Raw genomic sequence first — 13,518 nt, forward strand, 5'->3', positions numbered from 1 at the left:
AACCGACACGCCTTCATCACCTTGCTTCAGAATGAACGCCTTCTGAGCGTCCGAAAACTGCGACGCTTTCATCGTCTTCTGGTCCCTTTCCCAGCCAGGAAAATGCACCGGAAAACTCTAACCAAAATTGGTCCAGTTTGAAGGGTTCAGATCAGCATCAGCCGCAACTTTCTACCAGCGCCGTCGCTTATCCGATCCGACGACCATGTCTATTTTGTGGGGGAGAACGGTGTTGCCGGTGGTCATGTTGGCGATCGGTGCTTGTACGTTCGCAGGCCTGTCCACGTTTCAAAGCATATATGCCGAAACGCGCGGACTCTCACCGAATGTCTTCTTTCTGACATTCACCGTCACGACTGTCACATTGCGATTCTCCGTCGCGGGTATGATCGGTAAGTTGCCGCTTGGGCGCCTAGCACTCACCCTCTTCGTGACGACACTGATTGGGATCGGACTTTTGGTTTTGAACCCGGGAAGCGAGCTGCTGTACGTCGTCGCCACCGTTCTCTTTGCGATAGGCTACGGTCTCACTTATTCGACCTTGAATGCGATGGTGGTGAACCTCGCTGGCGAACGTGGTCTGTCAATCTCAACGGCCTCCCAAGTCTTTACACTCGCTTATTTTCGTGGGTTCGTTCGAATTCCCGTATCTCGGTGGCACATTAATTGCTGTTTATGGCATCGACGTTGCCATGCTCGTGATGGCGGGTCTGGTCGCTCTCAACATCGCAATCGCCAGTCAGACATTGTGGAGGGCGGTGTAGGAGACAGACGTCCTTCATAATGATTTCCGTATCGCTGCCCACGTGCCCGCCCAACCAAAGGAAGTGTGTTTATGCAAGTGCTGGATCTCATCGGTATAGGCATCGGACCCTTTAATCTTAGTCTTGCAGCACTCGCGTGTCCGACGCCGCTGCGCACTGCCTTTTTCGAAAAGGAAAGCGGCTTCGATTGGCATCCTGGGCTGCTGCTGCCCAACAGTCGCCTGCAGGTATCTCCGCTGAAGGACTGTGTGACACTTGCAGATCCGACCAGTCCGTTTTCGTTTCTCAACTACCTCGCGGTGCATGGACGGCTGTACAGCTTCGTAAACCGGTGCGACGCGACCACGTCGCGAAGAGAGTTCACATAGTATTTCCAATGGGTTGCGCATCAGTTGCCACAACTCCGGTTTGGGGAGGAGGTTACCGACGTAACCAGATTAGACGAGGGTTACCGCGTGACGACGACTCGAGATCACTACCATGCACGCTCAGTTGCGATTGGCGTCGGTGTCGTTGCAACAATTCCCGAATGCGCCAAACCTTGGCTGGGCGAGAAGGTCTACCATGTGGCGAGCTATCTGGATCGGCCACAAATCGACATCGGTGAACGCGTATTAGTCGTTGGTGGGGGGCAGAGCGGTGCGGAGGTTGTTGAACACCTATTGGGCAGTCCGGGTATCGGTAAAATTACATGGGTGACGTCACGCGGGAACCTGTTCACGAGGGATGACAGCTCTTTTATCAACGTGTCATACACGCCGTCTTACAGCCAGCGCTTTCATTCGCTGCCACTTAAAAAACGTCGCACTATTGTCGACGACGAAAAACTCACCAGTGACGGCATTTCAGCAGAATTGAGCAACCGCATTTACGAAACTATCTATCACCGCAGCGCGACTGGCAATATTGACGATGTCATTCAACTGCTACCCGCAGTCGTCATGAAGGAGTTGTCTCCTCATGCGGACGGTTGGCACGCGCTGTTGGCTTCGCACGGCACCTGTCAGCGACCGACTGTAGTGGCTGATCGGGTCGTACTCGCCACCGGTTTCGAGCCTCGCCCGCTAGCGTTTATCGATCGCCTATTGGCTTCCGCTTCTATGGAAGGCGGTCTGCCGGTCGTGAAGGACGATTACTCCGTTCAATTCGAGGACAACGCCCCCGGCCAGGTATATCTGCAAAACCGATCCCCAGTCCAAAGTGGCTTGCAGAGTGTGAATCTATCGCTCGTCGCCTACCGAAACGGTCGCATCATCAATAGCCTGCTTCGGCGTGAATACTATCTGAACGTCCCAGATCGGCCGATCCTTGGGTGCCTAGGTTTACTTCCCGCTCAAGAGACACAAAACGCAAGATAACACTCCAGTGCAGTGCAGCTCGGGGCGCCTGCTCACGACGCAGCTTTACCAGGCGGCTTTAAATCTAAAAAGGAGTTACACATGTTAACCAAAGAACAAAAATCAACATGGGATGACGTTGGATACATTAGGATTGAGTCATTTCTCGATCTAGAAAGCCGAGATAAACTTTCAGCTCTTGTGGCTGATGTTTCGTGCTGGGAGACAAGTGAAGACAAATGGCTGATATGGTTCGAAAAAACAACTGACGGTAGGAGGATCATTTCGAAGGTCGAGAACTTCCTCGAATTTAACGCCCCCGTGCGTGATTTACTGCTGGCTGACCACCGTATCGAGTCGATCGTCGAAGAGTTACTGGGGGAAGATGCCCGCATGCTCAAAGAGTTGCTGATCTTTAAGTACTCCGACAGCGGCGGCTATCGCCCGCATCAGGACATCTACCATATCCCACATAAGCTACCAGACCGGATGGTGCACGCGATTGTTGCAATAGGCATCGACGATTCCGGCCCAGACAACGGAGGGCTTTTCTTCAGCCCCGGGAACCACAAAAAGGGCGTGTTCCCAATGGACGCCGGCGGCGTAATGTACCCCGAGGTCGCGGACAGGCTGGCCTGGGAGCCCGTAACGTGGAAGGCCGGTGACATTTTCATCTTTGACGACTATGCCCCACATTACTCAAAGCCCAACAAAAGTGAAAATTCTCGAAGGGTGATTTATCTCGTGTTCCAGCGTGCCTCAACTGGTGGGCCAACGAGGGCCGAATACAACAAACTGAAACGCGCCTACAACCCTCCCGAGGGCAAGGTCTCCAACATCGACGAGCTCAAGCCGCCGAACGGCATTTTCTATCGCGATTGAAGGCAGAGGACAGAGGCAAACATGTATACGAAACAGATCGACCGCTCAATCATGCGCCAGGAGTATGGCGTTCTGGTGTGCCGGTTACTTGAGCATCTACCGCAGGCAGTCGCAACGGCTTTCGGCACATCGATTGTGGAGGTGGTACCTGGCGATGCGGTCGATCTTCATTCGCACCCAGAGCACGAACTCTGGGTATTGATCTCGGGCAGCGGCGTGTTTCAATCCGATGGAGAAACCTCCGCAGTCAGTGGGGACACGATGGTCTATATAGCGCCGCACCAAAAACACGCGATCAAAAATAGCAGCCCTCAAACCAGCTTAAAGTTCCTTTCGATATGGTGGGATTGAATTGAGAGCAAACCAACATACTTTTTTTGCCTGCTCGGCGCCGCCGTGCCCGAACGGCAAGCTGCATCTTGGGCATATAGGTGGCGTGTACCTTCTCGCCGACGTGTTCGTACGCTACCACCGCATGGTAGGCAACGCGGCCTATCACGTGACAGGTGCGGACGAACATGGCACTTACACGCTGGTGAAAGCCCGAAAGCTTGGCAGGCCGGTTGATGACGTCGCACACATGCACATTGAAGAAATTCTGCAGTGTCTGCGGTCAGTTGATATTGAACCGGACGTATTTGTAAGGACTTCAAGCGAAGACCACAAAGACCGCAGCTTGGCGATCTACGACCAACTAAGAGCGTCCGGCTACGTTGAGCTGCGCGACGGAGAGCAACTGTATTGCGGGACGTGCGAAGAGTTCGCCGCAGACTCACTCGCGGTCGGAGAGTGTCCAGCTTGTAACGCGCCAACAGATAGTAACCTTTGCGAAGATTGCGGCTCGGCGCTGCAACACAATCTACTACGCAACCCGATTCACACGACATGCGGCCAGAGCCTTATCTTGCGCCCGATTCGACAGGTTCATTTTGAGCTTGAAAAATTTGCTCCGGGGCTCGATCACGCCATTGAGGCGAGCGGATGGCCGGAATCCATAAAGCGCAAAGAACTTGACTGGCTACGGTCAAAACTGATGGCATTGCCGATGTCGCGGCATTTCGACCGTGGTGTGACTTTGAACTCCCCGGTGGAGGTGGCAGGCCAAACTTTAATGACTTGGTTTGAAGGATTGTGGTGCTATGAGACAGGAATCGAACGCCTCTGCAAGCAAAATGGCGCAGATCTCGATGACACTATGCGCAACGCGAGCACGAGACTCGTATTCTTCATGGGTCAGGATAACCGGTTTTATTACACGATCGGCGTTACTGCTAGTTTGTTCTCGCGCGGTTATGCGATTCCATACAACCATGCAATTCAGGACTTTTATAAGCTCGAAGGCGCGAAATTTTCTACTAGCCGTGACCACGCTGTGTGGGCTGACGAGGTGGCAGCAGATATCGACACGAACGTGCTGCGCTACTATTTGGCTAGCATCGCCAAGCCATTTGGCGCAAACGACAACGATTTTCTGATCGAGGGGCTGCTTCAGACCGCGGCTAGAATTCGTGCTTTCGAAACGGCTTTGCGCAAGTACGCCGGATGTAACGAGACGCTGACGGCCGACAAGCTGACAGTCGAGCAGAACCACAATGTTAAACGATATTCCGAAGCGGTGCAGGACTTGCGCGTCTGGGATGCCATGGACGCCATAGACGCCTTTTTCGACGTTGCGTCTTTTTCAAGGGCAGATACCTCAGTCAGCGCAGCGGAAGTTTCCGTATTTCTAAGCCTTCTTAATCCTGTGACCCCGATGCTTGCGGCGCGGTATGGTGCTTTCTTTTTCGGAGCCGGATGGCGGCCGGGGCTCGATGGCGGCACTATCCGGCCAAGCACCGGCTTACGCAAACCGGTTGATTTCCCATTGTTTAGCGACCCGATTCCGGAAGCCTTCATAGAGGCTTATGAAAGACGATTTAGGCAAGTCCGGCCGAATTCTTAGCTTTTAATGACGGCAACCGCTTTGACGATCCCGAGGCGAGTAACGCGGACGCCGACCGGATGACGGCATCTCGATAGCGGAGAACGCAAGGCGGCAGTCGGGCGACCTACTTCGTTCCGAAAGGCCCACGACGGCTTTCTGGCGTGCGACGGCGTCGCGCTTGGCGGCGGGCCTTTCTATTTTTTAAGGAGCTCGGGAAGTGGGGCCGTATCCAGGATCTGCTCGGCGAGCAGTCTCTTCAGTGTGGCGTTCTCTTCCTCAAGCGCCTTCAGGCGCGTTGATCTTTTCATCACAAATTACTGGCACGCCACCAATATCTTGAACATGCTTCCAAACAGAAGGAGCCCGCCAGTCGATAGCCAGCGTACGGCAAAGCCTCTCCGGTATCGCGATATGATGAACCTACTTCCGCCCATCCGTTCACTAGCATTTCATGTCGCTCGGTGACGCCGCTCCACATCGCCTATTGCTAAGGTGCCATTCGATATTTAAAGTGGATTATCTGCAACTATAACGTCTATCGTAACTATGCGGCCTACTTAATTGATCACCAAACTAACCTAAGCCTTTTTGACGAACCTTCATTGGATCTATGCTGGAAGGTTCTGTACTGGAAAAATCGATTGTTTGGATATAAAATATCCGTTGTTTGGATGTGACTAAAGATGCGTTTCAAGGGCCTTGATCTAAACCTGCTCGTTGCATTGGATGCGCTCACGACCGAGCGCAACCTAACGGCTGCCGCACGTAGTATCAATCTAAGTCAACCAGCAATGAGTGCCGCCATTGGTAGGCTTCGGGACTATTTCCGCGACGAATTGTTTACAATGAATGGTCGAGAACTTCGGCTGACGCCCCGTGCCGAAGGACTTGCCTCGGCAGTGCGTGAAACTCTCTTGCAGGTACAATGCTCAATCATCTCTTGGGAGCCGTTTAACCCGTCGAAGTCTGACAGATGCTTTAGAATAGTTCTGTCCGATTTCATGATGCTGATATACTTCAATAAAATCATTGAGCGAGTTGCTCGAGAAGCGCCCGCAGTCAGCTTTGAGTTGCTGCCTTTGGATAGTGATCCGTACGAGATGCTTAGCCGCGGTGACGTCGACTTCCTCATCGTGCCTGAATTTTTTCTCTCGGGCGCACACCCGAGTGCAAAACTGTTCACAGAGAAGTTTGTATGTGTAGCCTGTTCGACAAATGTGGACCTACCTTCAGCGCTGACGATCGAGCAATATGTCTCCACGGGACACGTCGCTGCCGCGTTTGGGCGCTTTTTGAAGCCATCGGTCGAGGGCTGGTTCTTGCTCGAGAATGGTATTCAGAGGCGGGTGGAGGTCGTCGTGCAAGGGTTTAGCTTAATACCACCAGTCCTGCGTGGCACGAACCGCATAGCTAACCTACCGCTTCGCTTAGTCGAGCATTACGAAAGTACTTTCCCTTTGCGGATCATCAACCTTCCGTTACCGCTCCCCGTCTTCACAGAAGCTGTTCAATGGCCAGCGCTCCATAATGCCGATCCAGGGAGCATCTGGTTCAGGGAGATATTGGTTGAGGAAGCTTCCCGTATGATGTCCTCCAACGCACCTAAAATACATGGGTTGCTACAACAATCCGGTTCCTGACCAAGGTTCCTGCTTGAGTAAGATCCGCCCGAGCCCGAATAAGTTCAACAGCCACCAAAGAGGCTTTTCAAAGGTATCCATCCGGGGAAGGCCGCTGACCTTGCCCCCAAGTTTTATCCAGTTTTGAGTTCGCTCCGACGGTTTTGGGTTGCTGTATTTGCGGCGGTAGCGGCGGGTTGCGGTGCGGAGCAATTGTGGTCCCCCAGCACCCTTCGATTTGCCGCCGAAGGTGCTAGACAGCACGTCGCGCAATCGTCCGAAGGGCGGCCGATCGGCGACGGGCGTAGCGCTCAGCTTCGTCGATAAAATGGCCTGCGGGTCACTCACAGGTGGTGCCGTCTTCAGCTAATCGGCCGCGTCGCGGGTCGTCGCTCCCAATGCAGCCCAGCTTCCTAGGTTTCAGGATGGTCACGGCAATCGCGCTGCCTCCTGAACCATTATATCTCGCATCCAGATATTTGCCGGATCTTTGTCGTGAAGTACCGGCCATTGGACTGCCTCGGTGAATGTCGGCAGCGCTATCGGGGGCGCAGTCATCCGCAATGGTATCGTGTCCTCAAAAAGCCCAACTAGTCGTAACGGAACGGTTGCGATGCGATCGGTGCCCATTAGGGCGGCGGGGATCATGCTAAAGCTTGAAACAACGACTTCGACCCGCCTCTTGAGGCCATGCTCCTGCAAGAAGCAATCTTCTATGGTAGGCTGCTGCGTCCGACCGAACCTAACTACCGCGTGCCCCATTGAAGAATACTCCTCGGCAGTAAGGGCTTCCTCAAGTTGTTTGTTATTACTGCAGCCGACGCAAGTCAGTCGTTCCTGAAATAGATCTATCTTAGGGTGCGCGCTCGACATGAATAGCGGTGGGCTAATAAGGAAGTCTACGTCGCCGCGTCGCAAAAGCTCGTCTGGATTGTCAGTAAGAGGCAGCAAGTCAAAACTAATGCCGGGTGCTTCCCGCGCAAGACGCTCCAGTATCTTCTGAAAAAGAACAACTGTAACGAAATCGCATAAGCTTACTCGGAAATGACGATCTGATTGATCAGGAGTAAATTTATCCCAGGGTATGATATTGAGCCGAATATGCTGTAAAGCCTCACGAATCGCAGGCGCGAGGTCTTCCGCACGCGGAGTTGGAACGAACTCACGACCACGCATCGTAAATAGTTCATCGCGGAAATAGGAGCGGAGCCGGCGGACAGCTGCACTCATTGCGGGCTGGCTCAGATTAATGCTACGTGCCGCCGCAGTAAGGTTGCGCTCAATCATTAGTGCATCGAGCGCGACAAGGAGATTTAGATCGAGGCCCTTAAATCGCATATCTTTTAACTATCCAATAGTGCAGCCCATTCCACAATGGCTGTTCCTACGGCGATGGCTGAATTCGCCTTGACGCTCCTCAATCGATTTGAGGGCGCGGCCACAGAGACTTAATCTCTGTGATCGGAAAGCAACCTGAGGCCAGTCCAGATTAAGCCATAACTCCAGAGTGAACGCTCGTTGCAGTGTAATAGGAAGCCTCCAATGGCAAATCACCAAACGCCAGCTGGCAAAGAAGATAATTAGCACCTGCTTCCTCGACATGATCGAGAAGATCTTGCCTAACTGAAGCAGCAGTACCAACTACGCACAACTGACAGTCTACTGCTGCATCAAAATCCGGCGGGAGGTTCTGAGGAGTCTGTATCCCGTTAATCTCGTACAGAAACCTAAAGCTCCGAAGCCACCGTTGATAAGCCGGGGCCGCGAGCGAAATGGCATGCTTCGTCGTGCTGCCGGCCACCACCATTCGGACCAACCCAAGGAACGGCGCCCGTTTCCTGCCCCCGGCGGTACGTCTCTCGTGTGCTCGGTAGGCATCAGTGATCTGGCGAACAGCAGAAGCAGGGCCCCCGCAGGCAAGATTTGTATCGTTCTCAGCCGCCCAGCGCGCAACCTCAGGACGACTGGTTGTAATCCATCTCGGAGGCTGAGGACGTTGGTGTGGCCGCAACATCAACGGGACTTTGTCTAGTTCAAAGTGGTCGCCTTTGTAGGAAAGAGCCTGAGCTCCTTCCTTCATCGCTTGGATGACGATCTCGCTGGCTTCGAGATAGCGCGATGTCGCCACCTCCTCATCAATACCGAAAAAGCTCCATTCGATTGGTAAGGAGCCGCGCCCCATGCCCAACTCGAGCCTGCCACCGCTCAGATGATCCAGCATGCAAATTTCTTCAAACGCACGTAACGGATGATAAAGGTTCAACAGCATAACCAAAGGACCGAGACGAAGATGCTGCGTGCGCTGAGCTACGCTTGCTAGAAATAGATTCGGCGAAGGTCCTCTGCCGTGGGGAGTACAGTGGTGCTCTGCGACGTGATATCCATAAAAGCCAAGGCGATCGCAGACCTCTGCCAACTTCATCCGATCTTCATACTGGCGCCCAATCTCCCTTCCGTCTTCGTCCAAATGGTCGAAGATACCAACCATCAGCTTTGCGGGAAGAGAGTTTGTCATTTAAATGTCTCCAAGTTTGGCGGCGAATTTTCGGTGACCAAGACCGGAGGGTGGCCCCGATGTCTTTCGCCAGGAATCATCGAAAAGCTGCTGGTTCTAAAAAACGATGCTGACGCCGATGAGCTAATCATAATGCTCACGTTGAAATGACATTGAATCATTCGTATTCATGTATGACTTCGCGGTGGGTAACACCCCATCTCGCATACCCACAGCTCCGTTCACTTTTGAGAAGCCAAGGATTGGCAAGATCGGATAGTGGTTGTTCAGCTTTTGTGGCGACCCAAATGTGTTAAAGCTGGTATTCGGTTTAATGCGACGAGGCTCCTGCAGTAGGCGAAGAAAGGACCCAGAGCTATGTCTCGGCGCTTGATTGGCAGACGAGAGCGCCTTCTGCAGTTCCACGTTGGCCATGTTCGTCTCCATTTACCGGCCAGGTCTGTGACCTTGCCCTCGGCTGCTCTCGGTGGAGCAACATCATGGGGTCCCCAATTCATAATCGAGGTGTTTAATAACATCCCATGGCTTCGTAAAATTGATTGTTTGTATGGCATTGATCCACCAGGTGAATAACCAGGAATCTTCACCGTCAAAGGGTTGCTGATCGAACTAGCATACGGTCGACCCAGGCGAGATCACGGCCCCTTCCGAAGGTGGAAGGATCAGGAGCCAGTGCGGTTTTGGCCGCAGCGCAACAGCGCCGATACCAGAAATAGATGTGACGCAGTTGGCTTCCGCGTCTTTCGTGCACGCTGTTATATGTCCTTAACATTCCCCATCTTAACTTCATAGGATCACAGGTTTTACGATAGGGAAATTGCTCTCAACCCTTCAAACTGGACCAATTTTGGTTAGAGTTTTCCGGTGCATTTTCCTGGCTGGGAAAAGGAACGGAACACGATGAAGGCATCGCAGTTTTCGGACGCTCAGAAGGCGTTCATTTTGAAGCAGGGTGATGAGGGCGTCTCGATCGCGGAGATTTGTCGCAAGGCGGGGATCAGTCAGACGACTTACTTCAACTGGAAGAAAAAGTACGCCGGCATGTTGCCGCCAGAGATGAAGAGGCGCAAGCAGCTTGAGGACGGGAATTCGCGATTGAAGAAGATCGTCGCGGATCTGACGTTGGACCGTGAGATGCTGCAGGACGCCATCCGCCGAAAGCTCTAAGGCCTGAGGGGTAGCGGGAGGTGGTGTCATGTGCCGCGATTGGGCGATCTCGATCCGGCGTGCCTGTGGCGCGTTGAACTTCGATCGGTCGACCGATCACTACATCTCTCGCCGCGCCGAGGCCGGTCTAGACCTGTAAGCGCGGGTGCGCTACGGCTATCGTCGCGTGCATGTGCTTTTGGAACGCGAGGGTTGGGGCACCAACATCAAGCGAACCTATCGCATTTACAGGGACTTGGGACTGCAGCTGCGGAATAAGACTCGGAAGCGCCGTGTTAAGGCGAAACTTCGCGAGGATCGGCAAATGGCTGTCGGACCAAATGACGTGTGGGCGATGGACTTCGTGCACGACCAGCTCGCAACCGGAAAGAAACTGCGGGTCCTGACGGTGGTCGCCACCTTCTCACGCTATGTTCCCGCGCTTGATCCGCCTCACAGCTATCGAGGTGAAGATGTCGTGCAGACGTTGGGACGGGTGTGACGATTTTCGTTATAGTGCGCACTATGAGTCCGATTACGCAACATACGTATTGAACCCTCATTCTCTAATCGAGGCGCCGTTACGTGGAACCGCATTTCCTTTCCCGAAGAAATAACCTACCTCACGGCATCTCTATGAAAGGTGACGAGGCGTTAGGTTTGACTGGCCCGTCCACGCGTCTGTAACGGCTGCCCGATCTTCCAAAGCATGCTTGTGTCGATCTCAAGCTCGACTCCAACCTTGCCCGCACCTGTGACTACGGTAGGATAAGAAAAAAGGGCGGTGTCGATCAGTACAGCGATCTTCTGGAGACCGAATGGTGATACGCTTCCTGACGGGTAGCCGAAGAGATCGAGTACCTGTTCTTTCTGAGCAAGCTCGGCTCGTTTCCATCCATACGTGCCAGCAACCGCTTTCATGTCAATCTTTGAAGGTGATGGCAGCAAAACGGCACAAAGGTGGCGCGCAGGATGAGACCGGCGCATCACATCGTTCGCTTTCTGCTCGGCAATAATCATCGTCTTTGCAACGCGCCCCACGGGAACGCCGATAGCAGAGGCTAAATCGGAAGGAGATGTAATAGGGGTGGCGAACTCACTATAGCGCCACAATCGTACCGTCGACGCTCCGATCTGGTGCAGTTCAGCAAGTACGTTCGGATGAACGTCCAACATAGTCGTTTCCTTCCGGTTCACCTGGTAGGACGATCGAGGATAGCTGTTTCAGCGACTGCGAGTACAGCCCTCTTGCGAGTAAGTTTCAGGCGGTTCGCTCCAAAAGCTGCCTAATGCGGCGGCGACCCTCGTTCCCAAAAATACTGAAGTAAGCCTCCAGGCACTTATCGCTATCGAGCATGAAAGGAGCATCATATTTGGTGATATGCCGAATAGCCAAGGCTGGAACCGTTGTGTCGAGCGGTCGAAACATCCTGTTGTGCAAACCGGGCTCCGGGCAACCTGGATAAAATTCACCGATCATGAAACCTTCCTGAATGAAGTCGGGCTTCAGCCGTTTTTGCAGTTGACCAATCCTGATGATCTCTCCTTCATCCTGTATTCCAGGAAGGGCAATGATAATGGCCTTATAGATCCAGTCGCCCGTTCGATCGTTGAAGGACTTTACGGGTTTCATCTGGCTGAAGACGGCGAGCATACGCGCCAAATCGTTTTCGATTTCGTCAACTGCAACAGCTTGCGACGCGGCAACCCGCAAAAGCCCCTTCGTCAGAGCCTCGGGAACGAAAGGGCAAACGCTCCCGTCCCGACCTAAATGAGGATGTGGATTGGAGAGGAATTCTGAGGCATACCGAGCAAATTTCTGAAGAGCTGCGTTTGCATACTCATCATAGGCGTTGTATCCCGCATCAATATTCTTTTCCAGAATTTCGCCCACTGTCATCAATGGACCAATCGTCCCGAAAGGTTGGCTGTAATCTTTCCAAATCTCTTTATTCATTTCGGATCCCTGGTTCGAAAAGCCACGTGCAAAACGGAAGGTCGGGCTCTTGCATGCCAGCTCGGGCGGCGGGCGAGCTGGTCGGGGGCCAATCAAGAGACCGACCTTCCATCGGAAGCGAAGCTCCCGAATTTTTGATAGCACTCGTAGTTACACTTGTGTAACTGTTTTTTTAAATGGATGTGAAAACAAGAGCGGGGGCTCGTGCACGATGAAGGTTAGTCTCACGACCGCCCGCAAATTCTTATATTCGTCGTAGTTATGAAGACATACATATGATAAATGTCGCCGCGATGGGATCCGGTAACAGGCTTTGGGTGAAAACAGAACGACCCATTGCGCAGAGGCGTGGCCGTGACGAAGACAACACGAAGAAAAATATATACGCCAGAACAGATCGACGTCGGCGTAAAGCATAAGCTTGAGAAAATTGACTCGTTTTTGTCAGATCTCTTTAGCGAAAATTCCGAAGAAAAACTATTCCTGAGGAATATTCTTGGATTGATGCTTAAAGTATATCATATGGACGCCAATAACAAACCCATGACGAAGATGCAGGCGTGTCGCTATCTGCCTTTCAAAAACCAGACTGTTTGCCAAAAGTATGTCGAGGCAGCGCATTTGCGTGGGTTCATCGACATCACTCGGGATAAAACGGACAAACGGCGTCTGATTGTTGTTCCAAAGGAGCCGTTGGTTGTCTATGTCAATGAATATATAGCTGACTTCCTTGATGACTGCCGTAGAGCGATTGACAGTGCCGCTCAAGTAGCTACGCTTCCTGAGGAAGGGATGGCAACGGCAAGTTCTTCATCGATTGATAAATCGCCAGCGTCTTCTGGGGCACCTGTGGGTTCCTCTCAAAAGAGAGTCGATCGAAAAGCCAGGAAATTTTAGCGAGTTTTATTGTGGGAAAGCAAAAGTAAGAAGCCGGTCTCGCGCGCGTTTATCCTTTCATCAATCAAATGTTTCCTCCGTAAACAAGCTTCATCGAGGTAACCCGCTTCGCTTAACCGGCCTGACGGCCGGTGCAGGCGCTGCTAGGGGGAGCGGCTGTATCGTCGTTTCGGCCAAGAAACTGCGCGGGAAGTTCGGCGGCATCCTCAGCCTTATCACCTTGGCATTTACGCTATCTTTTTAGGCGAGGCGGAAACCGCTGACGCGGTCCTCCATCTCTTGGTCGAGACAGTGTGACCTGCCACTGAATTTTCATCCGGCGTCTGACCTGCCACTGAGAATTTCTGAACCGCTCCCAAACGTTGGACCACCGGATGCTAGAGTTTTCCGGCTTCATTCAGGGAGGCGGGCTGGTTGCGCCTCCCGAATTCACCAACGAGATCGGCACCTTGTTGCCGATCGCACCATGAGGTCTTT

Annotated in this window: 10 protein-coding genes and 3 pseudogenes; 7 read left to right on the forward strand and 6 right to left on the reverse strand. The window is 52.9% G+C overall.

Going from position 1 to position 13,518, the window contains the following annotated elements:
- Nucleotides 1–835 precede the first annotated feature (835 nt).
- From C4N04_RS31165 to C4N04_RS31180, 4 genes and pseudogenes are all read left to right on the forward strand, one after another.
- Nucleotides 836–2,122, forward strand: a pseudogene (locus C4N04_RS31165) (SidA/IucD/PvdA family monooxygenase).
- 81 nt (nt 2,123–2,203) lie between these two features.
- Nucleotides 2,204–2,983: a phytanoyl-CoA dioxygenase family protein gene (locus tag C4N04_RS31170; protein ID WP_016737344.1), complete on the forward strand. Its 780-nt coding sequence runs from the start codon at nt 2,204–2,206 to the stop codon at nt 2,981–2,983.
- 21 nt (nt 2,984–3,004) lie between these two features.
- Nucleotides 3,005–3,334, forward strand: a complete 330-nt coding sequence (locus tag C4N04_RS31175) for a cupin domain-containing protein (RefSeq protein WP_004677772.1) — start codon at nt 3,005–3,007, stop codon at nt 3,332–3,334.
- A 1-nt stretch (nt 3,335) separates the two neighbouring features.
- Entirely contained in the window at nt 3,336–4,925 is a 1,590-nt protein-coding gene (locus C4N04_RS31180; RefSeq protein ID WP_011053481.1) for a class I tRNA ligase family protein, read from the forward strand.
- A 147-nt stretch (nt 4,926–5,072) separates the two neighbouring features.
- Here C4N04_RS31180 and C4N04_RS31185 read toward each other — a convergent pair.
- Nucleotides 5,073–5,206 (reverse strand): annotated as a pseudogene (locus tag C4N04_RS31185) (IS3 family transposase); the annotation flags it as partial.
- Between the two features lie 384 nt (nt 5,207–5,590).
- On the opposite strand from C4N04_RS31185, the gene nodD2 reads away from it, so the two are divergent.
- Entirely contained in the window at nt 5,591–6,547 is a 957-nt protein-coding gene (gene nodD2 / locus C4N04_RS31190) for a transcriptional regulator NodD2 (RefSeq protein WP_004677768.1), read from the forward strand.
- Here the strand turns inward: nodD2 and C4N04_RS32000 are convergent.
- The 3 genes from C4N04_RS32000 to C4N04_RS31200 all read right to left on the reverse strand — a co-directional run bounded on the left by C4N04_RS32000 (nt 6,527) and on the right by C4N04_RS31200 (nt 9,041).
- A complete protein-coding gene (locus C4N04_RS32000) occupies nt 6,527–6,874 on the reverse strand; it encodes a hypothetical protein (protein WP_012489591.1) in 348 nt (115 codons plus the stop codon). The two genes, nodD2 and C4N04_RS32000, sit on opposite strands and share 21 nt — an antisense overlap.
- An 81-nt stretch (nt 6,875–6,955) precedes the next feature.
- Complete coding sequence (nodD3, locus tag C4N04_RS31195; protein WP_004677763.1) at nt 6,956–7,864, reverse strand: transcriptional regulator NodD3; 909 nt, start codon at nt 7,862–7,864, stop codon at nt 6,956–6,958.
- Nucleotides 7,865–8,015: 151 nt separating this feature from the next.
- Nucleotides 8,016–9,041 carry an LLM class flavin-dependent oxidoreductase gene (locus C4N04_RS31200; RefSeq protein ID WP_011053483.1) on the reverse strand — a complete coding sequence of 342 codons (1,026 nt, stop codon included), beginning with the start codon at nt 9,039–9,041 and terminating at the stop codon, nt 8,016–8,018.
- 900 nt (nt 9,042–9,941) lie between these two features.
- Here C4N04_RS31200 and C4N04_RS31205 point away from each other — a divergent pair.
- Nucleotides 9,942–10,686, forward strand: a pseudogene (locus C4N04_RS31205) (transposase); the annotation flags it as partial.
- A 155-nt stretch (nt 10,687–10,841) separates the two neighbouring features.
- Here the strand turns inward: C4N04_RS31205 and C4N04_RS31210 are convergent.
- Together C4N04_RS31210 and C4N04_RS31215 are read right to left on the reverse strand one after the other, a co-directional pair.
- Nucleotides 10,842–11,363 carry a YbaK/EbsC family protein gene (locus C4N04_RS31210; protein WP_004677747.1) on the reverse strand — a complete coding sequence of 174 codons (522 nt, stop codon included), beginning with the start codon at nt 11,361–11,363 and terminating at the stop codon, nt 10,842–10,844.
- A gap of 85 nt (nt 11,364–11,448) precedes the next feature.
- Nucleotides 11,449–12,144, reverse strand: coding sequence for a DUF6875 domain-containing protein (locus C4N04_RS31215; protein WP_004677746.1), 696 nt, complete (start codon nt 12,142–12,144; stop codon nt 11,449–11,451).
- A 354-nt stretch (nt 12,145–12,498) separates the two neighbouring features.
- Between C4N04_RS31215 and C4N04_RS31690 the strand changes: the two genes are divergently transcribed.
- Nucleotides 12,499–13,041, forward strand: coding sequence for a hypothetical protein (locus C4N04_RS31690; RefSeq protein ID WP_029875808.1), 543 nt, complete (start codon nt 12,499–12,501; stop codon nt 13,039–13,041).
- The last annotated feature ends 477 nt before the right edge of the window (nt 13,042–13,518 follow it).

This window comes from Rhizobium sp. H4 (genome assembly GCF_003013335.1).
In the GTDB taxonomy this organism is placed as follows: Bacteria; Pseudomonadota; Alphaproteobacteria; order Rhizobiales; family Rhizobiaceae; genus Rhizobium; species Rhizobium sophoriradicis.